Origin of the sequence: Rhodococcus sp. 14C212 (genome assembly GCF_011058195.1) — a bacterium.
Classification (GTDB): domain Bacteria; phylum Actinomycetota; class Actinomycetes; order Mycobacteriales; family Mycobacteriaceae; genus Rhodococcus; species Rhodococcus aetherivorans.
Window position 1 is genome coordinate 21,868 of the sequence record NZ_JAALEH010000027.1, and the last position, 19,913, is coordinate 41,780.

At 66.8% G+C, this 19,913-nt stretch carries 20 protein-coding genes and 2 pseudogenes; 15 read left to right on the top strand and 7 right to left on the bottom strand.

The genetic code is table 11. The annotated features are described in order from the left end of the window. Window positions 1-11: 11 nt before the first annotated feature. Both G6038_RS14205 and G6038_RS14210 read left to right on the top strand, forming a co-directional pair. A complete protein-coding gene (locus G6038_RS14205; RefSeq protein WP_100055066.1) occupies window positions 12-1,142 on the top strand; it encodes a zinc-binding dehydrogenase in 1,131 nt (376 codons plus the stop codon). A 49-nt stretch (window positions 1,143-1,191) separates the two neighbouring features. Further along, the gene (locus tag G6038_RS14210) at window positions 1,192-2,238 is read left to right on the top strand and encodes an AbrB family transcriptional regulator (protein WP_165038503.1); all 1,047 of its coding nucleotides are present in this window, start codon (window positions 1,192-1,194) and stop codon (window positions 2,236-2,238) included. Between the two features lie 74 nt (window positions 2,239-2,312). Here the strand turns inward: G6038_RS14210 and G6038_RS14215 are convergent, their stop codons facing one another. Then, window positions 2,313-3,179, bottom strand: coding sequence for an N-acyl homoserine lactonase family protein (locus G6038_RS14215; protein ID WP_165038504.1), 867 nt, complete (start codon window positions 3,177-3,179; stop codon window positions 2,313-2,315). A gap of 516 nt (window positions 3,180-3,695) precedes the next feature. Between G6038_RS14215 and G6038_RS31870 the strand changes: the two genes are divergently transcribed. The 3 genes and pseudogenes from G6038_RS31870 to G6038_RS14225 all read left to right on the top strand — a co-directional run bounded on the left by G6038_RS31870 (window position 3,696) and on the right by G6038_RS14225 (window position 5,959). Continuing rightward, complete coding sequence (locus G6038_RS31870; RefSeq protein WP_276613847.1) at window positions 3,696-3,821, top strand: hypothetical protein; 126 nt, start codon at window positions 3,696-3,698, stop codon at window positions 3,819-3,821. 111 nt (window positions 3,822-3,932) lie between these two features. Then, window positions 3,933-4,190 (top strand): annotated as a pseudogene (locus G6038_RS14220) (acetyl-CoA C-acyltransferase); the annotation flags it as partial. Between the two features lie 1,430 nt (window positions 4,191-5,620). After that, entirely contained in the window at window positions 5,621-5,959 is a 339-nt protein-coding gene (locus G6038_RS14225) for an Lsr2 family protein (RefSeq protein ID WP_165038505.1), read from the top strand. Between the two features lie 247 nt (window positions 5,960-6,206). Here the strand turns inward: G6038_RS14225 and G6038_RS14230 are convergent, their stop codons facing one another. Next, a complete protein-coding gene (locus tag G6038_RS14230; RefSeq protein ID WP_240918487.1) occupies window positions 6,207-7,202 on the bottom strand; it encodes a LacI family DNA-binding transcriptional regulator in 996 nt (331 codons plus the stop codon). 314 nt (window positions 7,203-7,516) lie between these two features. On the opposite strand from G6038_RS14230, the gene G6038_RS14235 reads away from it, so the two are divergent. The 5 genes from G6038_RS14235 to G6038_RS14255 all read left to right on the top strand — a co-directional run bounded on the left by G6038_RS14235 (window position 7,517) and on the right by G6038_RS14255 (window position 12,337). After that, a complete protein-coding gene (locus tag G6038_RS14235; protein ID WP_165038507.1) occupies window positions 7,517-8,053 on the top strand; it encodes a 2,4'-dihydroxyacetophenone dioxygenase family protein in 537 nt (178 codons plus the stop codon). A 134-nt stretch (window positions 8,054-8,187) separates the two neighbouring features. Continuing rightward, the gene (locus tag G6038_RS14240; protein ID WP_165038508.1) at window positions 8,188-9,192 is read left to right on the top strand and encodes an alcohol dehydrogenase catalytic domain-containing protein; all 1,005 of its coding nucleotides are present in this window, start codon (window positions 8,188-8,190) and stop codon (window positions 9,190-9,192) included. Window positions 9,193-9,230: 38 nt separating this feature from the next. Beyond that, window positions 9,231-10,592 (top strand): MFS transporter, encoded by a 1,362-nt coding sequence (locus G6038_RS14245; protein WP_165038509.1) that lies wholly within the window; start codon window positions 9,231-9,233, stop codon window positions 10,590-10,592. 89 nt (window positions 10,593-10,681) lie between these two features. Next, on the top strand, window positions 10,682-11,470 hold the full coding sequence (locus tag G6038_RS14250) for an SDR family oxidoreductase (RefSeq protein ID WP_206024716.1): 789 nt from the start codon (window positions 10,682-10,684) through the stop codon (window positions 11,468-11,470). Window positions 11,471-11,497: 27 nt separating this feature from the next. Next, window positions 11,498-12,337, top strand: coding sequence for a CoA ester lyase (locus G6038_RS14255; RefSeq protein WP_165038510.1), 840 nt, complete (start codon window positions 11,498-11,500; stop codon window positions 12,335-12,337). Window positions 12,338-12,415: 78 nt separating this feature from the next. On the opposite strand, the gene G6038_RS14260 is transcribed toward G6038_RS14255, so the two are convergent. Further along, entirely contained in the window at window positions 12,416-12,580 is a 165-nt protein-coding gene (locus G6038_RS14260) for a hypothetical protein (RefSeq protein ID WP_165038511.1), read from the bottom strand. A gap of 264 nt (window positions 12,581-12,844) precedes the next feature. On the opposite strand from G6038_RS14260, the pseudogene G6038_RS14265 reads away from it, so the two are divergent. Then, window positions 12,845-13,188: pseudogene (locus G6038_RS14265) on the top strand (deaminase); the annotation flags it as partial. A 274-nt stretch (window positions 13,189-13,462) separates the two neighbouring features. On the opposite strand, the gene G6038_RS14270 reads toward G6038_RS14265, so the two are convergent. Next, a complete protein-coding gene (locus G6038_RS14270; protein ID WP_165038512.1) occupies window positions 13,463-13,912 on the bottom strand; it encodes a MarR family transcriptional regulator in 450 nt (149 codons plus the stop codon). Window positions 13,913-14,027: 115 nt separating this feature from the next. Between G6038_RS14270 and couN the strand changes: the two genes are divergently transcribed. From couN to couM, 3 genes are read left to right on the top strand one after another with little or no spacing between them, the layout of a single operon-like run. Continuing rightward, a complete protein-coding gene (gene couN, locus G6038_RS14275; protein WP_165038513.1) occupies window positions 14,028-14,939 on the top strand; it encodes a 4-hydroxyphenyl-beta-hydroxyacyl-CoA dehydrogenase in 912 nt (303 codons plus the stop codon). Further along, window positions 14,936-15,826, top strand: coding sequence for a 4-hydroxyphenyl-beta-ketoacyl-CoA hydrolase (couO, locus tag G6038_RS14280; protein ID WP_165038514.1), 891 nt, complete (start codon window positions 14,936-14,938; stop codon window positions 15,824-15,826). The genes couN and couO overlap by 4 nt, the downstream gene beginning before the upstream one ends. A gap of 29 nt (window positions 15,827-15,855) precedes the next feature. Beyond that, on the top strand, window positions 15,856-16,335 hold the full coding sequence (couM, locus tag G6038_RS14285) for a p-hydroxycinnamoyl-CoA hydratase (RefSeq protein ID WP_165038515.1): 480 nt from the start codon (window positions 15,856-15,858) through the stop codon (window positions 16,333-16,335). 82 nt (window positions 16,336-16,417) lie between these two features. Here the strand turns inward: couM and G6038_RS14290 are convergent, their stop codons facing one another. Then, window positions 16,418-16,975, bottom strand: a complete 558-nt coding sequence (locus tag G6038_RS14290; RefSeq protein ID WP_165038516.1) for a TetR/AcrR family transcriptional regulator — start codon at window positions 16,973-16,975, stop codon at window positions 16,418-16,420. A 100-nt stretch (window positions 16,976-17,075) separates the two neighbouring features. Here G6038_RS14290 and G6038_RS14295 point away from each other — a divergent pair, with 100 nt between their 5' ends. After that, window positions 17,076-17,462: an SPW repeat protein gene (locus G6038_RS14295; protein WP_165038517.1), complete on the top strand. Its 387-nt coding sequence runs from the start codon at window positions 17,076-17,078 to the stop codon at window positions 17,460-17,462. Window positions 17,463-17,527: 65 nt separating this feature from the next. Here the strand turns inward: G6038_RS14295 and G6038_RS14300 are convergent, their stop codons facing one another. Beyond that, complete coding sequence (locus G6038_RS14300) at window positions 17,528-18,559, bottom strand: aspartate-semialdehyde dehydrogenase (protein ID WP_165038518.1); 1,032 nt, start codon at window positions 18,557-18,559, stop codon at window positions 17,528-17,530. 5 nt (window positions 18,560-18,564) lie between these two features. Next, window positions 18,565-19,830, bottom strand: coding sequence for an aspartate kinase (locus tag G6038_RS14305; protein WP_165038519.1), 1,266 nt, complete (start codon window positions 19,828-19,830; stop codon window positions 18,565-18,567). Between the last annotated feature and the right edge of the window lie 83 nt (window positions 19,831-19,913).

Here is a 19,913-nt window from a genome sequence, read left to right on the forward strand (position 1 = left end):
GGAGAGTTGACATGCGGATGAAAGCGGCAGTGATGCACGAGCAGGGCCTGGCCCTGCCCTACTCCGACAGCAGGCCCTTCCGAATCGAAGAGGTCGACCTCGAGGGTCCCCAGGAAGGCGAGGTCCTCGTCGAGGTCCGAGCCGCCGGCGTCTGCCACTCGGATCTGTCCGTCGTCGCCGGCCTGCGCAAGCGCGCGCTGCCCGTCGTCGGCGGCCACGAGGGCGCCGGCATCGTGCGCGAGGTGGGTGCCGGAGTCCAGGGGTTGCGGGCCGGCGACCACGTGGTGATGACGGTGGCCGGCGGCTGCGGCACCTGCGTGTACTGCGTGCAGGGGCGGCCTGTGATCTGCGACAACGTCGGCGTCAGCCGCGCCCAGGGGCTGCTGCCCAATGGTGCACGGCGGCTGAGCCTCGGCGGTGAGCCGGTCTACCACTACAGCGGCATCTCGTGCTTCGCCGAGTACGCCGTGACGGTGCCGAACTCCCTGGTCAAGATCGACTCCTCGATCCCGCTCGAGGTCGCGGCCGTCTTCGGGTGCGCCGTCGTGACCGGGGCGGGCGCGGTGTTCAACACCGCAGGGGTGCGGCCCGGCGACAGCGTCGCCGTCTTCGGGCTCGGCGGTGTCGGCCTGGTCTCCGTGATGGCCGCTCGTCTCGCCGGCGCATCGCAGATCATCGGAATCGACCTGCTGCCGGGCAAGTTCCAGCTCGCCAAGGAACTCGGCTGCACCCACACCGTCGAGGCCGGCGACCCGGACCTCGTCGAGAAGGTCCGGGAGATCTCGCACGGCGGTGTCGACCGGACGTTCGAGATCTCGGGCAGCACCGCCGCGCTGGCACCGGCCTTCGCCGTCACCCGCAAGGGGGGCGAGGTGATCTGTGTCGGCGTCGGCGCAACCGGAGCGGTCCACCAGTACCCGCACACCCAACTGGTTTCCGAGGAGAAGGTCTTGCGCGGATCGTTGCTGGGCAGCGGAATCGCGGACAGGGACATCCCCCGTTTCCTGCGCTTCTACCAGGAAGGACGGTTGCCGGTGGACAGACTGCTGTCGGGAACCATCGATTTCGGCCAGCTGGACGGTGCGCTCGACCGCCTGCACGTCGGCACCGTGATCCGCCAGATACTGCTCCCCCACGCGTGAGACGATGACACGGACGCTCGGGCGCCGGGATACCCACGGGCGCGACAGTATGAGGTTCTGGCTGATCGTCGCCGGGACCTTCGCGGTGACGACGGCAGTGCTCGTCTTCGTCGGGGCACCGTCACCGTATCTGTTTGCCGGAGTACTCGCCGGCGGCCTGTGTGCCCTGAGCGTGCGCTCCCCCCGCAAGATGCCCGACACCTTCCGCGGAGTCACACTCGGCATCATCGGCGTACAGGCCGGCTCGATGATCGACTCTTCGGTCGTCGCCACCCTCGCCGCGCACCCCATCGTCACCCTCGGCAGCGCGATGGCAACCCTCGCGGTCACCCTCGTTTTCGGGCAGCTGCTGCGGATCTCCCCGCACGTGCGCGGATCGACCGCCACCTTCGCTTCCATCGCCGGCGGTGCGTCCGGGCTGACCGCGATGGCGCGGGAACTGAAGGCCGACGAGGCGACCGTCGTATCGGTGCAGTACCTCCGGGTCCTCGTGGTGGTCTTGTCGGTACCCGTGATTGCGCCCCTGCTCGGTGGGGGCGGTACCGGGTCGGGCATTACGGCCGGCCACGACGGGTACTGGAGCGGACTGCCGTTCACCGTCGTGTCACTGCTGGCCGGGCTCGCGCTCGCTCGGGTACTGACGTTCACCGCATCGAAACTGATGTTGCCGATGCTCGTGGCCTTGGCGCTGACCCTGCTCGATGTGTTTCCGTCACACGATGTGCCGGTGCCGATCCTTGCAACGGGGTTCGCCTCGATCGGGCTCATGGTAGGCCTGGACCTCACGCGGGACGTGCTGCGCAAGATCGCGACGATCATGCCTCTCGCACTGGTCTCGTTGCTGCTCAGCCTCGCCGCGTGCGCCGGAATCGGCGCGCTGATGGCCCATGCACTCGGGGTGAGCGTCTTCACCGGGTATCTGGCCACCACCCCCGGTGGTCTACCCGCTGTCACCGCCTTCGCCCTCGAGGCCGGCACCGACGTCGGTCTGATCGTCACCTGCCAGGTGCTGCGTCTGTTCCTCGCACTGGCGATGGGCGTTGCGATGGCGGCCTATATCAAGCGCCGCGGCAGTGGGCCCGGCTCCGCGAACTGACCTGGCATCGCCCATTCGGACACACAGACGAGGGGCGGCAAGTCGTCGACCCGCCGCCGCTCGTCTGTGCTGCCTCAGCAGTGCCGCGGCCGCTGGGCGAGGCGGTGAGCCGCGCCGGCCAGTTCCCTCTCCGAGCGTGTCCGATCGTCCAGGTCCACCGGCTTGGTCAGGTCGATGCACTGGTCGGCGACCACCTCGAACTTCCGGGTGACGTCCGGATCGTGGCCCGGTACGACGAGGGTGTCGGCGCGGGCGTCCAGGTCACGGAACATCTCGTAGCTCCGGTACATCGCGGCGAGATCGTGGAAGGTCGAGAACGGACGGTCCAGATTCATCTCGTCGTAGAAGTGCACGGCGTCCGAGGCGAGGACGAGCCGCCCCCCGTCGGTGTTCACCTCCGCGACGAGCTGCCCCGGGGTGTGGCCCGGCACCTTCGTCAGCACGAGTCCGGGGAACAGCTCATGCGAATTCTCGACCAGCTCCAGGCGCTCCTCACCGGCCAACTGCTGCACCATCCGGATCTCCTCGCTCTCGACCGGCCAGGCGATGGTGGGACGATCGGAGTACGGTCCGGTCCAATACTCGAGTTCCGCGCGCGCGATGCTGAACGTGGCGTTCGGGAACAGGTCGATGTTGCCGATGTGGTCGTAGTGCATGTGCGAGAGCACCACGTGATCGACATCCTCGGCACGAGTTCCCATCCGGGACAGCAACTCCAGCGGACTGGTCTGTTGCAACCGATTCCGTGCCCCGCCGCGTTCGTCGTCGAAACCACAATCGACGAGGACGGTCCGGTCGCCGTTGCGGACCAGCCAGAAGTAGTAATCCAGGTCGCAGGACGAATCCTCCTCCCCGTACACCCCGTAGCAGTGATACGCCTTGCTGTGAGTCCACGGCAGCGTGGCATAACGCAGGGCGAACACCTCATATGTGCTGGTCACAGTCCATCCTCACGTCGGTCCGTAGCATCCCGGCGACAAGCACGGCAGGTAGCTACTTGTAGATTTCACCACCCCATGGTGTGTTATTTATAGTATATCCCCAACGGCGGTCGGCAAAGTCGTTCGAGCCGAAGCTATCCCGATTCAGGCCATGTCCAAGGCCTGTTCGCCTCCAGCGATTACCTGCAGCGCCGACGAGATCACCGCGGTGTCGATCCCGACCGTCGGATGGCGCTCGACGCCGACTACGCCCACGTGCTGACGAGGTAAGCCCGGCGCGGGCGCCTCGACACGGCGATCGAGACAGGTCCGGGCGAGTGAGTTCACCGAACAGTAATGGCGATCGGATCTCGAATGCCGGCATCAGGATCTTGTTGCGGACAAGCAGGATAGATAATATACTCTTAGATGCGGCGCCCAATTACTCGGCCGGGGCGCCACTTCCGCTTCCCGCTCTCGCCTCGAGGGTGCATTCGGCGGATGACCGCGCACCGCAAAGGTTGGAGCCGCACGTTGATGTCCAAACTGTTCGTCACCCCTATGTCCTGGATACTGGCCGTCGCCGTTGTTCTCCTCGACCGGGCCCTTTCCCTGGAACTGCCCGAGAGCCCGGAGTGGCAGGAACTCGGCTCGCCGACATAGAAATGGTGCTTGACCATCTGACCTGCCGGCGAATACTCCCGCCGGGCGACTCCCCTGTAGGAACGCACTCGAGCCTCGCGCGTCCGAAGGGAGGCGAACTTGCTGTACCCCCCGGCCGACATCGACACCATCGAGCTGAACGAGGCGTTCGCCTCGCAGGCCGTCGCGGTGATCCGGGGCGCCAAGCTCGACCCGGCCAGGATCAACCCGCACGGCGGGGCGATCAACCCTCGGCCACGCGGTCGGTGCGACCGGCGGCATCCTGACCCTGCGGGTGGCCAAGGGCCTGGTGCGCCGCGAACTCGGCATCGTCAGCGTGTGCATCGGCGGCGGCCACGCCCTAGCTCCCTGCTGCGCCGCGTGCGCTGACCACCGAACTCCCCTGAGTGCGAACTGGGTGCGCTCGACTGATCCATATGTACTGCCAACCATCCATTGAGCGGAAAGAGGATTCCCATGACCGGACTTCCCGCCAGCGCATGTGCACAACATGAACGCGAAACCGCCTCCGAAGATCTTCTGGCGACAATGTCGTCGGACGCTCTTCTGGTCGCCGCCGACGCTCTCCGCGCATGGGGGGCCGAGAGCGACTCGGAGAGGATCGAAATGTGGGTTGCTCAACGGACGACAGAGCAGCAGCAGGCCCCGTACGAGCCGATTTTCTTGTAACGGACCTGCGCCGTCGACACCAACGAAGTGCACGATGCGGGTGGCCAACGACAGCGTTGCCGGAGGATTCGGCCCAGTTTGCGTACCGCATCCCCTCGCACCGCAACCCGGTGACAGCCCCGCGGTTGTTCGCCGTGCTGCTCGAGGACCTGGAGGATGTGCCGCCGGTCCTGGCCCCGACAAGCTGCGCGGCTTCGGCACCGCCCACCGTCCGTCAGGCCATGCCGCGCATCGACCACCGTAGCTCCACCAGTCCCCATGCCAGAAGAGGTACCAGCGGTCGTGCTGGTCGGCCGATCTTATTTCCCGGCAGTCTGTTTCACGGACAAGCGCGGCTGATCGGCGAGCCGCGCCCCGTCGCCGAGGCAGTCGAATCCGGCACACTCACCCATGTCAGGTGCCGAGACATCTCAACCGGCACTGAACGGGTAGATCTCGTCCCCCGAGTCGTGGTCGACATCGAATACCGGGGACCTGAGATTGTCGAAGTCCGCCTATGAATGCTTGCCGACGAGCCGGTAGTGCATGCCGCATGGGCGCCGGATCCGGAGAGGTAGCGGACAAGTGATACTGCCCCCCGACCCTGCAGAATCGCTCTGCACCGTGCCGGTAGCCTTCTCGATGCCAGTCACGCGTTCACCAACGAGCGACCCCAGGTTTCATTATCCGGACGACGATCGATTCTTCGGCGCGAAACGAGCCAGTGACTTCATTGCGTCGACGGAGACAAATCATCATGCACAAATAATCTTGTAGCACAAGATATTTCAGAACTCGGTCAGCAATGCAGCACCCCACGGGATATGACGGGTCGTGTATCCGCGCGTGCGCCGCCTCGAAACGGTTCGCCCTACCCCCTTCGACTGGGATGGCGGTCCGTGGAATTGCCGAAACCGAGGCGGGAGAAGGCGGCGCGGGCCCACTCGAGGCCGGCGCCGTGAGCCTGTGCGTAATCCAGAGCTTTCGAATGCGATTCTTCTTTGGGTACCGAACGACCAACCGAAGGTGGCAACTACCGGCACCTGGTCACGAGAGTAGATCCCATCGAGCGATACCGGCAGTAAGTCGCCCTTCGCTGGGGATAGAGTACTTTCAGTTGGTTGCGAAGCGCCGAAAGTGGAGGTCCACACGTGGCACGCAGAACAGTCGTCGAGACATTCGACGACATCGATGGAACCCTGCTGGAGACCGAAGGGGAGACGATCAGTTTCGCCCTCGATGGAGTCGAATACACCATCGACCTGAACAAGAAGAACGCCCGGGACTTCCGCAAGAAGATCGACTACTACACCGCACATGCCACCCGCGTCGGAGGACGCAAGCGGCGAGGCGGCACGGCCCGACCGACCAGCTCTGGTTCGCCGAATTCCAAAGAAGTTCGACAATGGGCCATCGAGGCCGGCTACGAGGTTCCTGCCCGCGGTCGACTGCCCCAGTCGCTCGTCGATGAGTACACGGCCGCACACTGAAATCCCGTACCACCCACGGCACGGCCTTCCTGGGTTCGCCCTCGGGGCGCCTGCTCGTGCCGGTGGGTGCGCCATCCGCCCTCCGCGCCGACGACCTCATCCAGCTTCCGCAGATCTCCGACCACATACAAGGGGAGTGTCCATAAGGACACTTCCCGCCCTCGTTCGACCATGCCTGCGCATCGGTTCGCCCATTCGGCGGTGCGAAGCCCTCAGCCGGGATCGCTACGATGCTCCGGTTCGCGGACTATCCGCGGCGGGCGGTCGTATCCCGTACCTGAATGCTGTAGGGCAGTAGCTCGTTTCGTGGGGGACTCTCGTCGCCGGTGATCCGTTGGATGAGCATGCGGGCGGCTCGTTGCCCCATCAGGTCCCGCGGCACCGTCACGGTACTCAGCTGCAAGGGGCCTGCGCTCGAAAAACTCATGTCGTCGAAACCGGTCAGGGCCACATCTTCGGGCACGCGCTTGCCGATTTCTCGGCAGACGTCGAGAACACCGAGGGCGATCAGGTCGTTGCCGCAGACGATCGCATCGGTTTCGGGGTGTTCGGCGAACAGCGCCCGTGCGCGCAGTGCCCCGGATGCGCGGGTGAGTTCGCCCCACACGTCTGGTTCGTTGATCGCCTGCAGGCCTGCTTTGGTGAGGGCGTCGCGGTATCCCGCCATGCGGTTGACGGACACACTGGACGTGTCGGGACCGCCGAGGATCGCGACTTTGCGTCGGCCGGTGGCGACGGCATGGGAAGCCATCTCGAACGAGGCGGAACAGTCGTCGATACCGACCCAGTCGGAGGGCTCGTCCTCGACCTTGCGATAGAGCTGCACCACGGGGATGTTCTCGTGCCGGAGCTTGTCGAGGAGCGGCTTGTCGTCGGCGACGAGCGAGGTGAAGATCAGGCCGCTGCAGTTTCGATCGACCTGGGCCAGTGCGACATCGGCCTGGCGGGAGCCGTCCACGCCGACATGGGAGACGAACACCTCGTAGCCTTCCTCGGCGGCGGCAGCGACCACACCGCCGGCGACCTCGGTGTAGAAGGGGTTGGCGATGTCGGCGAGGAGCAGTCCGATGGCTTTCGTGGTACCGGAGCGAAGCTCCCGGGCGATTCTGCTGGGCCGAAATCCCATCTCTTCGGCAATGGCGAGAATCCGTCGACGTCGCTCCTCGCTCACCCCCGGCGCCCCGCTGAGCGCGTAGGAGACTGCCGCCGAGGACACCCCTGCCTGACGAGCGACATCGCTCATCGTCACCCGGCGAGGACGCCCTCCGCGGCGACGGTCCCCGCTCGGGGGGTGGGAGACATCAGCCATACCGAAAGCTTAGTCGGTTAAGCGCTCCATGCAGGTCAGGACTTCCCGGCACGGCGTGCACTATGTCCGGCTGATTCGGTTAACCACCTTGACTTACAGGCATGGCGGACTCGAGTCACCCTGTACGAGCGCAGTCCCGCGCGCATATCACCAGGTGAACGTGCAATCGCTCCCCGAATCTTTGGGGCTTGTGCGCTGGAACACAGAGATGTACCGTGACTTATGCGATTAAGCGAAAGGAGAGCATCATGAGTTCCACCGTTGAGATGAAGGACGAGGCCGCGGTCGCGTACACGGGACCCAAGCCGTACGGCATGAGTGACGACCTGATCGTTCCGGGTGCCCTGGACCTCGACTGTGACGAGCGGCTGTGGGTCCCACAGTCCCAGGACGTCGAGTTCCGCCCGCTGGTGCTGTCGGCGAGCCAGGGCTACTTCGTGAACATCCTGCGGGTGCGCCGCTCGGGAATCCTGTCCCGCCACCGGCACGCCGGCGCGGTGCACGCGTTCACCCTGCGTGGCCGTTGGCACTACCTCGAATACGACTGGTGGGCCGAAGAGGGCACCTACGCCTTCGAGCCGCCCGGCGACATCCACACCCTCGAGGTCCCCGAAGACGTGACCGAGATGGCCACCCTGTTCCACGTGAGCGGCGCCTACATCTACGTCGACGTCGACGGCAACACCGTCGGCATCGAGGACGTCTTCAGCAAGATCGACAAGGCCCGCGCCCACTACGAGACGGTCGGTCTCGGCGCCGACTACGTCGACCACTTCATCCGCTGACACTGCTCCGGCGGACACCGCCCGACATGGCCCAACCTAAACCGAGTGCTCTACGCACGCGGGGGCGGCGTCCGCCGGCATTTCACCCTCTTTCAGCCCTGAGCCCGCCCGCGGGCGAAAGTACAGGTTTCCCCATGCGAGCTCTCACCAAGAAAAGTGCCACCCCCTGCGACGTCCGCGTGCAGAATCTACCCAAGCCCGAACCGGGCCCGGGACAGGTGCGGGTTCGCACCGAGGCCTGCGGCCTGTGCGGCAGCGACGTGCACGCCTGGCGTCACGACACCGGCTATGAATGGGTCCGCCCCCCGGTAGTGCTCGGACACGAGGCGGTCGGATACGTCGAAGCTCTCGGTGATGGTGTCGACCCGAACTGGCTCGGCAAGCGCGTGGTGCCCGTGGCGATAGACGGCTGTGGGGTATGCACGCTGTGCGAGCGCGGATTCCGCCAGATCTGTCCCCAGCGCACTGTCCTCGGGCTGTCCTTCGACGGCGCCGCCGCCGAGTCGTTCGTCGTTTCCGAGGTCCGCCTGGTCGAGGTCGACCGCGACCTGCCGGCGTCGACACTGGCCCTGACCGAACCGCTCTCGGTCGCCTGCCGCGCTGTCGCGCACATCGAGAACGCCGGTGGGGGCCCCACCCAGGTGGTGGTCTCCGGACCCGGACCGATCGGCACGATGGCTGCTCTCGTCCTCGCGCAGCGAGGCCACGACGTCGTACTTTCAGGAGTCGACAACGACGAGAACGGGCGATTGCCGCTCGCCCGCACACTCGGTCTGCGCACCGTGATCGCCGAACGAGACGACCTGCCGTTCACCCCTACCGCCTGGGTCGACGCCTCCGGTTCGACCGCGGCGCTCGATGCCGCCATCGCTGCCGTCCTCCCCGGCAGCCCCATCTCCGTCGTCGGCCTGTTCGCCCGCACCGGACCGATCGACTTCAATGCCGTCACCCGCAAGGAGATTCGCTTGCAGGGCAGCTACGGATCGACCAAGGCCGACTACCGGGCCGCTGCCACCGCCATGGCCGTCGACCCGACACCGTGGCCGCAGCTGGTGACCGAGATTCCCCTCACCGACGCGGCTTCGGCACTCGAACGTGCCGCGGCCGGCCACGACATGAAGGTCGTGCTCGTCCCATGACCACACCGGACCCCACCCCTGTCCCGAAAGGCCACGCCATGTCCAGTTCCGATGTCGCTGTCGAACCAGCTACTCACGCGGCCGGGCGCACGTCGATCGTCAAGGTCGCCTTCGCCAGCATGATCGGTACAGCCGTCGAATGGTACGACTTCTTCCTCTACGGCTCCGCCGCCGCGCTCGTCTTCGGACCCCTGTTCTTCCCCGACAACGAACCTGCCACGGCCACCCTGCTCGCGTTCGCGACCTTCGCGGTGGGATTCTTCGCTCGACCGCTCGGCGGCATCGTCTTCGGTCACTACGGTGACAAACTCGGCCGCAAGAAGATGCTGGTCGTCAGCCTGCTCATGATGGGCGCCGCGACCTTCGCCATCGGATTGCTGCCGACCTTCGCGAGCATCGGCATCGCCGCACCGATACTGCTCATCGCCTGCCGGCTCCTGCAGGGCTTCGCCGTCGGAGGAGAATGGGGCGGAGCAGTGCTCATGGCCGCCGAACACGGCGACAACGACCGCCGCGGATTCTGGACCTCGTGGACCCAGGCCGGCGTTCCTCTCGGAAACCTCCTCTCCGCGGTGGTGCTCTGGGTGCTGGCGATGGTCCAGAGCGACGAAACCTTCGATTCCTGGGGATGGCGAGTTCCCTTCCTGCTCAGTGCGGTACTGGTCCTGATCGGCCTCTGGATCCGTCTGAGCATCGAGGAATCCCCCGTCTTCGCCGAAAACAAGAGGGCCCTCGAAAACCACAAGAGCGAACACGCCCCCATCATCGAAGTCCTGCGCAAGTACCCGCGCGAGGTGCTCATCGCCATGGGACTGCGACTGGTGGAGAACACCTCGTACTACATCTTCACCGTCGTGGTGATGACATACATGGTCACCTACCTGGACATGCCCAAGAGTGCCGCGATCGCCGGTGTGCTCATCGCCTCCGTCGCCCAATTCTTCCTCACGCCGCTCATCGGCGCCCTGTCCGACCGAGTCGGCCGTCGGCCCCTCTACTTCACCGGCGCACTCGGCGCCGGCATATGGGGATTTGTGTTCTTCCCCCTCATCGACACCGGCAATCAGACCATCATCGCGGCGGCCATCTTCATCGGCCTGATCTTCACCACACTGATGTACGCGCCACAGGCGGCGATGTTCTCCGAACTCTTCGGCACCAGCGTCCGCTACAGCGGCGCCTCCCTCGGCTACCAACTCGCCTCGGTGTTCGCCGGCGGTCTGGCCCCCGTCATCGCAGTCTCACTGCTGGGAACCGTGGAGGAGAAGAACACGATCGCGGTCAGCATCTACCTCGCCGTCCTGGCCGTGATCACCATCATCGCCGTGATCGCCGCGAAGGAAACCGCCCGCACCTCCCTCGTCCACGACCGGGTCCTCGACGAGGCTACCCGGAACTGACAACGCCGCCGGGCCGGTGTGCGGTGCTCATCCGCACACCGGCCCGGCCAAAAGGTTTCGTTTCCGATCCGAGCAGAAAGAGCTCTCGCATGAACGCCCCTGTCCACACCCCGGTCCTGGACCTGTTCCGACTCGACGGCAACGCGGCCATCGTGACCGGGGCATCGCGCGGTTTGGGCCGTGCGCTCGCCATCGCCCTCGCGGAGGCCGGAGCCGACGTCGTCGCCGTCGACATCGGGGAACTCGATCAGGTCGCCAAGGAAGTACGCGCCCGGGGAGTCCACTGCGCGACCCGCACCGCCGACCTGAGCGGCCTGACCCCCGAATCGGCGGCAGACCTCGTCTCCTGGGCGAAGGCCGAGTTCCCGCATCCGACGATCCTGGTCAACAACGCCGGCATCATCCGCCGTGGTCCCGCGACCGAAACCACACCCTCGGACTGGTCGGCGGTGCTCGACCTCAACCTCACCACACCCTTCCTACTCAGCCAGGCCTTCGCGCAGTCCGCCCTGGACGACAACGCCGCCGCCAGCATCATCAACATCGCATCGGTCAACTCGTTCCAGGGCGGGATGGAGGTCCCGTCCTACGCCGCCTCCAAACACGGAATCCTCGGCCTGACACGCGCTTTGGCAAACGAGTGGGCAGCCCACCACATCCGCGTCAACGCGATCGCCCCGGGCTACATGGAAACCGAATTCACCGCCGCCCACCGCGACGACCCCACCCGGGCCGAGAACATGCTGCGCCGCATCCCCACCGGCACCTGGGGACGGCCGGAAGACCTCGCCGGCGCGGTTGTCTTCCTCGCGTCGGCCGCGTCCACCTACGTCACCGGCACCGCCCTGTCCGTCGACGGTGGATGGCTGTCCCGATAACACCGCCGACTACCTGGAGGACCGCCCATGGCACCGAAGCCCCCGAACCGTCCCGTCGTCCCCGCCGCCGATGCCCGATCGTGGTTGCTCGTATCCGCAGCCCACAGCCGGCACCTCGGTGACGTACGCACCGAAGCGGCGGACGCCGTCGTGTACGACCTGGAAGACGGTGTCGTCCCCTCCGCGAGACCCGCGGCACGAGAAGCCCTCTACCTGTGGCTCACTCGCGGCGGCACCGGCTGGGTCCGAATCAACCCCGCCGGAAGCGAGGACTGGAACCGCGACCTCGACGCACTCGAGGGAGCGCCCGGACTGCTGGGCGTGATGCTCGCCAAATGCGAATCGGCAGAACAGGTCACCGAGACCTCCACACGATTACCTGCCGGCACCCCCGTCCTGGCACTCGTCGAGTCGGCACTCGGCATCGAACGCGCCTACGACATCGCGTCCGCAGAACCAACTTTCCGGCTCGCCTTCGGCAGCGGCGACTTCCGCCGCGACACCGGCGCAGCCGACCTCGCACCGGCCCTGTCCTACGCGCGGGGACGACTGGTGGTCGCGAGCCGAGCAGCGGGACTGCCCGGCCCCATCGACGGCCCCACACTCACCACCGCCGAGGACGCGCTCACCGACGCGCTCGCCGTGACCCGCACCATGGGTTTGTCGGGCAAGCTGTGCATGCACCCCGAGCAGGCCCTCGTCATCAACCGCGCCCTGAGCCCTACCCCGACCGACATCGACTGGGCCCGCGACGTCATCGACCAACTCGGCGCGGACGGCACCCACGTCAGAGACGGTAGCGACCTCCCCCGGCTGGCCCGAGCCCGAGCGATCCACCGCCTCGCCTCCGTCTTCGCTCGATCGTGAGGATAATGGGACAGGCGCGACGAGAACCCAGTCGGCAGCACTCAGCGGCGGTGGGTGTCATGACAACGGAGACAGCACTCAGTACCGGCGGACGAGTTCGGGATAGCGAGCTCGCAGATGGAGGCCGCACCGCAGCGCGCAGTCGTCGGCGATCCACGGCCAGGCATTCCAATCCCACTCGGCCGGTTCGGCGAGCGCGCCCGCGACCGTGACCGTGCTGTCCGCGCGTCGGTCCAGGACCACGGTGGGATCGTTCCAGCGCACGTTCGAGGCGCGGAGGAGGATGCGACCAGCACGGCCGTGACCGGCCTCGGTGCGCGATCGGCGGATTCGTCGGTGGCGTCGAGCACCACGGCAACGTCGTCCTCGACGACGGCAATGGGCGCCCCACCGAGACCGGGGTGGTACCGGCTGTGCCGACCTGTGAACCACGTCGGGCTGCGATGGATGCCACAGGAGGGATGGGGGTCGGTTCGGTGAACCTGTGCATCTCATGCCCCCGAGTACCCCCCGTTCCGCACTCCGGTGTTCGTGCTGACCCACCACACGCGCCCGTCGTTCACCCTCTCCGACACCACGTTCCACTTCGTCGACGGCGACCCGGGCACGGTCCTCGAGCGGGCGCGGGCGGTGGCGCGGGGCAAGGATGTCCGGCTCGGTGGTGGGGCTACCATCGTCCGGCAGTTCCTCGAGGCCGACCTCGTCGGCACCGTGCACGTGGCGGTCTCGCAGGTGCAGCTCGGATCCGGAGTACGACTCCGGGAGTCACCCGATGAGCTACTCGACCGGTTCCACCTCGAGGTCGTGCCCAGCCCGAGCGGCGTGACGCACACCTGTTCTGGCGCAGGTGACACCCGCGGCGCTCTGGATTCCAGAGCGCCCCCTCGACACAAGGAGCCAGAGGACGCGCCGGCGAGTTCTCCCGGCCATGTCGTTCGGCGCACCTCTTCGCGCCGGCACGACCACGTCCTTTCTCCTGCCCCCTCGGCAGCGGCCGTCAAGGTTCTCGCTGTCGCTTGCTCCCTTCCGCCCTGCCCTGCTCCTTCCGACGACGAGCCGGAGTGACGCCGTGCCGTGGTCACCGCGCTCGACTCACACGGACGTGGCGAGCCGACCGCGCACGATTCAGGAGACCGAGTTCACCGACTCGGGAAAAACCATGCGGCCGAGCACATTGCGCATTTCGGTGAGAAGAGCCGGGTCCACGCCGGCGAAGTGCCGGTCCGACACCTCCTCGCTGAGCCGGCGCGCCTCGTCGCACAGCTTTCGCCCCTCGTCGGTGGCGACGATGAGTTTGTTGCGCCGGTCTCCCGGATCCGCGGTGCGCGCCACGAGGCCGCGGCTTTCGAGTTCGTCGACGATCGCGACGATCTGGCTGGGGTCGAGTCCCATGTCCGCGGCGATGCGGCGCTGCGCCACCCCGGAGGGTTCGTCGCACGCGAGGGAAAGCACCGTGTAGGGGCGCACCCGCAGCCCGAGCGGGGCGAGAGCCTCGTTCACCGATCGCACCACCATCGCGCTGGCACGCGTCAGCAGAAATCCCAGGTCGTCCTCGAGGACGCGTCGACGTTCCATTCCGACAGCCTTTCGTCGTGACCCTCAGGGTAGCAGTTCCTCAATCGTTGACATTTTCAATAGTAGATGTTCCTATGTGATTGGGAGTACATCAGCTCGAGCAACGGAGGATCTCGTGGACCTCAGCAACAAAGTCGCCGTCGTCACCGGTAGCGGACAGGGCCTCGGCCTCGCCTACGCCACCGAGCTGGCCCGCCACGGCGCCGCGGTCGTGATCAACGACGTCGACCAGGCCACCGCCGATGCCGCCGTCGCGACGATCACCGCCGCGGGCGGACGCGCCGTCGCCGTCGTCGCCCCCGTCGGTCCCACCGAGACGGCTCGGAAGCTCGTCGCCGCCGCGGTCGAGCACTTCGGCCGCCTCGACGTGATGGTGACCAACGCCGGCATCCTGCGTGACAAGGTGCTGTGGAAGATGACCGACGACGACTTCGACGCCGTGATCGACGTGCACCTGCGCGGCACCTTCACGTGCGTGCGCGAGGCCGTGCTGCGCTTCCGCGAACAGGGCGAGGGCGGGCGCATCATCGCCATCGGCTCCCCCGCCGGCCAGCGTGGCAACTTCGGCCAGACCAACTACTCCGGCGCCAAGGCCGCCGTCGTCGGCATGGTCCGCACGTGGGCGATGGAACTGCAGCGCGCCGGCATCACCGCCAACGCCGTGTGCCCCGTTGCCGTCACCGCGATGACCGAGACCGTGCCGATCTTCGCGCCCTACATCGAGCAGATGAGGCAGACCGGCGAACTGCCCGCGGTCATCCGCCGCGAGGTCGGGATGGGCACCCCCGAGGACGTCGCGGGCCTGATCGCCTTCCTCGCCTCCGACGACGCCGCCGACATCACCGGTCAGGCGTTCTCCGTCGGCGGGGATCGCCTCGCACTGTGGTCGCACCCGCAGCTGACCGCCACCGCCTTCCACGACGGCGGCTTCTCCGCCGACGACGTCGCCGCCCAATGGCCCATCGTGTTCGCCGACCGCGTCGAGTCCGTCGGCGAGGAATTCCCCGAGGAGGTGCTCGCCAAGTGAGCCGCTACGAGTACGGCATCGACTTCGACAAGATCGACGCCCTCGATATCCACACCCACGTCGAGGTCGACGGCTGCGGCCATCGCTCGATGGACGACGAACTGATGGCCGCGTCGGAGAAGTACTTCAAGTCCGGCGAGGAGCGCACCCCCACCATCAAGTCCATCGCCGAGCACTACCGCGAGCGGAACATGGCCGCGGTCGTGTTCACCGTCGACGCGCAGTCGGCCACCGGGCACGCCCCGAACTCGGTCGAGGAGATCGCCGAGTTCGCCGCCGAGAACAACGACGTGCTCATCCCGTTCGGCTCCGTCGACCCCCTGCAGGGCAAGGCTGCCGTCAAGCGGTTGCGCCGCCTGGTCGACGAGTACGGCGTCAAGGGCTTCAAGTTCCACCCGAGCATGCAGGGCTTCGAGCCCAACGACCGGCGCTTCTACCCGCTCTACGAGGCCCTCGTCGAGGCACAGGTGCCGGCCCTGTTCCACACCGGGCAGACCGGCATCGGCGCGGGACTGCCCGGCGGGCACGGCATCAAGCTGCGCTATTCCGACCCGATGCTGCTCGACGACGTCGCCGCCGACTTCCCCGACCTGACCATCGTCATGGCCCACCCCGCGGTACCGTGGGTCGACGCGCAGATCTCCATCGCCACCCACAAGGCCAACGTCTACCTCGACCTCTCCGGTTGGTCGCCGAAGTACTTCCCGCCGCAACTGGTCAAGGCCGCGAACACGATGCTGCGCCGCAAGGTGCTGTTCGGATCCGACTTCCCGGTCATCCAAGTGGATCGATGGCGCAACGATTTCGCCACTCTCGACATCAAACCCGACGTAGCCCCGATGATCTTCAAGCAGAACGCGCTGCGCGTTCTCGGCATCGAGCGCTGACGTCGGTACCTGCGAACCGAGGAGTTCCCATGACCATTCCCGCCACCGCCACCACCCACGTCGCCACCCTGGACGATCTCGAGGCACTCGTCGGGCAACCGCTCGGCGTCAGCTCGTGGCTGTCCGTCGAGCAGGACCGCATCCAGACCTTCGCCGACGCCACCGACGACCACCAGTGGATCCACCTCGACGTCGAACGGGCGAAGAAGGAAAGCCCCTTCGGCGGCCCCATCGCCCACGGCTACCTCACGCTCTCGCTGATCATCCCGATGTGGAGCGAGGTACTGAAGGTCGACAGCGTGACCATGGCCGTCAACTACGGCCTGAACAAGGTCCGCTTCACCAACCCCGTTCCGGCCGGCGGCAAGGTCCGCCTCAACGCCACGCTGAAGTCGCTCGAGAAGCTGCCGAAGGGCGGCGTGCAGATCACGATCGACGGCATGATCGAGCTCGAGGGCAGCGAGCGGCCCGCCGTCGTCGTCGAGGCGGTCTACCGCATGTTCGAGTAGCGGCCGCCGCCTGCAGTCGAGCGAATGTACCCTTCTGTCGATCTACGAAGCTGAAGGGTACATTCGCTCGTTTCGGGACGGCTTACGGTTGCACGAACGCGGGCAGCAGTGTCTGCGCGACCCGTTCGTTCCAGTCGGCGTCGATGTCACCGCTTCGGGCCCGTTCCGCGAAGTAGGCGCCGACGATGCAGTCCAGGAACGTTTCGACGTCGAGGTCGGCTCGCACAATTCCCCGCGAGATGTGGTGTCGCACGACCTCTGTCAAGGTACTGCGGTGGCGCACGAGCACCGAGCGGATGAGACCGGTGAACGCGGGATCCGCATCGGTCACCAGCGCAGCGAGGCCGCCGAAGCCGACGCCCCCGTCGACCGAACGCAGGGACTGCTCGGCCAGCCACCTCAGTACTTCGTGCGCCGTGGCGTCCGGATCGGGCGACGAGGGCTGCGCAATCGGCTCCATCACCGCGGTGAGCATCTCGTCCCTGTCGCGGTAGCGGCGATAGATGGTGGTGCGGGCCATGCCCGTGTGTGCGGCCACGGCCTCGATCGTCACCGCCTTGGGTCCCTTGCGACGAAGCAGTTCGAGCACGGCGTCGGCGATGCGTTCCTCCGGCGTGGCAGTCCCCTCACCTGGCCGCATGCGCCACTCCTGTCCGCTGTCTCGACTTACGACGATCCTACAACAGCGCTACACTTGATGTAGCTACGCAACATGTAGCGATTCGAAGAGAGGTGCGCACATGAAGATCTCGAACTCGTCGGCCGGAACGATCGCCCTGATCCTGGGCATCGTCACCATGACCGCATCGGTGTGGTTCGACACCACCCCCGTCGGCTCCGGTGTCACTCTCGGACTGGGTGCCATCGCCGCGATCTACGCCCTGTGGTCGCTGATCGCCCGCGACCCCACCAAGGATCACTGGTCCCTGTCCGTCGTCGGCTTGATCCTGTTCATCTCGCCCTGGATCGGACAGTTCGCCGGCGACGGAGCAGCCTGGACCGCGTGGATCGCGGGCGCGCTCATCATGCTCGTCGGCGGCGCCGCGTACCTCGCCGACGAGTCCGCCGACGTCGCGGCGGCGACCCGGGAAGAGGAACGACGCACCTATGCGTCCACGGCCCACTGAGAACGCCGAAGGGGAGGTTGCCGGCGACGTGTCGCGGCAACCTCCCCTTCGAGGGTCCGAAGAACCTACACCAGCAGCTCGGCGATCTGAATTGCATTGAGGGCAGCGCCCTTCCGCAGGTTGTCACCCGAGACGAACAGCGCCAGACCACGCCCGTCCGGCACACCCGGGTCCTGACGGACCCGGCCCACCAGCGACGGATCCTGGCCCGCGGCCTGCAGCGGTGTCGGAACGTCCACGAGGCGCACGCCGGGGGCGTTCGCGAGCAGTTCCTTCGCGCGCTCCACCGACAGCGGGCGTTCGAACTCGGCGTTGATCGACAGCGAGTGGCCGGTGATCACCGGCACGCGCACGCAGGTACCCGACACCAGCAGGTCCGGCAGTCCGAGGATCTTGCGGGACTCGTTGCGCAGCTTCTGGTCCTCGTCGGTCTCGCCGCTGCCGTCGTCGACGAGCGAACCCGCGAGCGGCAGCACGTTGAACGCGATCGGCGCGACGTACTTGTCCGGAGCCGGGAAGTCGACGGCGCTGCCGTCGTGCACCAGCTTCTCGGCATCGCCGATGACGGCGCGCGCCTGGCCGAGCAGTTCGTCGACGCCGGCGATGCCGCTGCCGGATACGGCCTGGTAGCTCGAGACGATCAGCCGCTGCAGTCCGGCCTCGTCGTGCAGGACCTTGAGCACCGGCATCGCGGCCATGGTGGTGCAGTTCGGGTTGGCGATGATGCCCTTCGGCGGGTTCTTCGCCTCCTGCGGGTTCACCTCGCTCACGACGAGGGGAACCTCGGGATCCTTGCGCCAGGCCGAGGAGTTGTCGACGACGGTCGCGCCGGCGGCGGCGAACCGCGGCGCCTGCGCGCGCGAGAGGGTCGCACCCGCCGAGAACAAGGCGATGTCGATGCCCTTCAGATCCTCGTCGGAGGTCGCCGCTGCGTCCTCCACGACGATCTCCTCACCGCGGAACGGCAGCTTCTTGCCGGCCGAGCGGGCCGACGCGAAGAACCGCACCGTGTCGGCGGGGAAGTTGCGCTCTTCGAGCAGGGCGCGCATGACGATGCCGACCTGTCCGGTGGCACCGACAACAGCGAGAGTGGTCACAGCGATTACCGTCCCGTTCCGGCGTGGACGACGGCTTCTTCCTCGCCGCCGAGTTCGAAGGCGGCGTGCAGGGCGCGCACCGCGTCGTCGAGTTCCGTGTCGTCGACGAGCACCGAGATACGGATCTCCGACGTGGAGATGAGGTCGATGTTGATGCCCGCGTCCGCGAGGGCCTCGCAGAACTTCGCCGTGACGCCCGGGTGGCTCTTCATGCCGGCGCCGACGAGCGAGACCTTGCCGATGTGGTCGTCGAACAGCACCTGGGTGAAGCCGATCTCCTCCTGCTGCTTGCTCAGCAGTTCCACGGCGCGCGGGCCGTCGCTCTTGGGCAGGGTGAAGGTGATGTCGGTCTTGCCCGTCTCCACCTTGGAGATGTTCTGCAACACCATGTCGATGTTGATCTCGGCGTCGGCGACGGCGCGGAACACCTTCGCGGCGTAGCCGGGGGTATCGGGCAGGCCGACGACGGTGACCTTGGCCTCGCCGCGGTCGTGCGCGACGCCGGTGATCAGAGCCTCTTCCACGGGGATGTCCTCCATCGATCCGGACACGATGGTGCCGGGCTTGGTGGTGTACGACGAACGAACGTGCACGGGCACGTTGTAGCGGCGGGCGTACTCGACGCAGCGCAGCATAAGCACCTTCGCGCCGCACGCCGCGAGCTCGAGCATCTCCTCGAACGAGACCTTCTCGAGCCGCTGCGCGTCCTTGACGATGCGCGGGTCGGCGGTGAACACGCCGTCGACGTCGGTGTAGATCTCGCAGACGTCGGCGTTCAGCGCCGCAGCCAGGGCGACGGCGGTGGTGTCGGATCCGCCGCGGCCGAGGGTGGTGATGTCCTTGCTGTCCTGGCTCACGCCCTGGAAGCCGGCGACGAGGACGATACTGCCCTCGTCGAGCGCGGCCCGGACGCGGCCGGGGGTGACGTCGATGATCTTGGCGTTGCCGTGGCTGCTCGTGGTGATCACGCCGGCCTGCGAGCCGGTGAACGACCGCGCCTCGGCGCCGAGCGAGTGGATCGCCATCGCGACCAGGGCGTTGGAGATCCGCTCACCGGAGGTGAGCAGCATGTCCATCTCCCGCGCCGGAGGCGCCGGGCACACCTGCTGGGCGAGGTCGAGGAGCTCGTCGGTGGTGTCGCCCATCGCCGAGACCACGACGACGACGTCGTTGCCCGCCTTCTTGGTCTCGACGATCCGTTCAGCGACGCGCCGGATCCGCTCGGCCGTCGCGACCGAGGATCCTCCGTACTTCTGGACGACGAGTGCCACGCTGGCGAACCTCCGGGGTCTTGGGTGCAAGTCCAGGGGACCAGCTTACCGATGCGGCCTGGAGGGACGGGGCTCGACCTGCC

Bases quoted from the DNA above. Each gene is read 5' to 3' on its own strand.
- G6038_RS14205 (WP_100055066.1), top strand. From the start codon at position 12: ATGCGGATGAAAGCGGCAGTGATGCACGAGCAGGGCCTGGCCCTGCCC.
- G6038_RS14210 (WP_165038503.1), top strand. From the start codon at position 1,192: ATGAGGTTCTGGCTGATCGTCGCCGGGACCTTCGCGGTGACGACGGCA.
- G6038_RS31870 (WP_276613847.1), top strand. From the start codon at position 3,696: ATGTCCAAACTGTTCGTCACCCCTATGTCCTGGATACTGGCCGTCGCC.
- G6038_RS14230 (WP_240918487.1), bottom strand. From the start codon at position 7,202: ATGAGCGATGTCGCTCGTCAGGCAGGGGTGTCCTCGGCGGCAGTCTCC.
- G6038_RS14235 (WP_165038507.1), top strand. From the start codon at position 7,517: ATGAGTTCCACCGTTGAGATGAAGGACGAGGCCGCGGTCGCGTACACG.
- G6038_RS14240 (WP_165038508.1), top strand. From the start codon at position 8,188: ATGCGAGCTCTCACCAAGAAAAGTGCCACCCCCTGCGACGTCCGCGTG.
- G6038_RS14245 (WP_165038509.1), top strand. From the start codon at position 9,231: ATGTCCAGTTCCGATGTCGCTGTCGAACCAGCTACTCACGCGGCCGGG.
- G6038_RS14250 (WP_206024716.1), top strand. From the start codon at position 10,682: ATGAACGCCCCTGTCCACACCCCGGTCCTGGACCTGTTCCGACTCGAC.
- G6038_RS14255 (WP_165038510.1), top strand. From the start codon at position 11,498: ATGGCACCGAAGCCCCCGAACCGTCCCGTCGTCCCCGCCGCCGATGCC.
- G6038_RS14270 (WP_165038512.1), bottom strand. From the start codon at position 13,912: ATGGAACGTCGACGCGTCCTCGAGGACGACCTGGGATTTCTGCTGACG.
- couM (WP_165038515.1), top strand. From the start codon at position 15,856: ATGACCATTCCCGCCACCGCCACCACCCACGTCGCCACCCTGGACGAT.
- G6038_RS14290 (WP_165038516.1), bottom strand. From the start codon at position 16,975: ATGCGGCCAGGTGAGGGGACTGCCACGCCGGAGGAACGCATCGCCGAC.
- G6038_RS14295 (WP_165038517.1), top strand. From the start codon at position 17,076: ATGAAGATCTCGAACTCGTCGGCCGGAACGATCGCCCTGATCCTGGGC.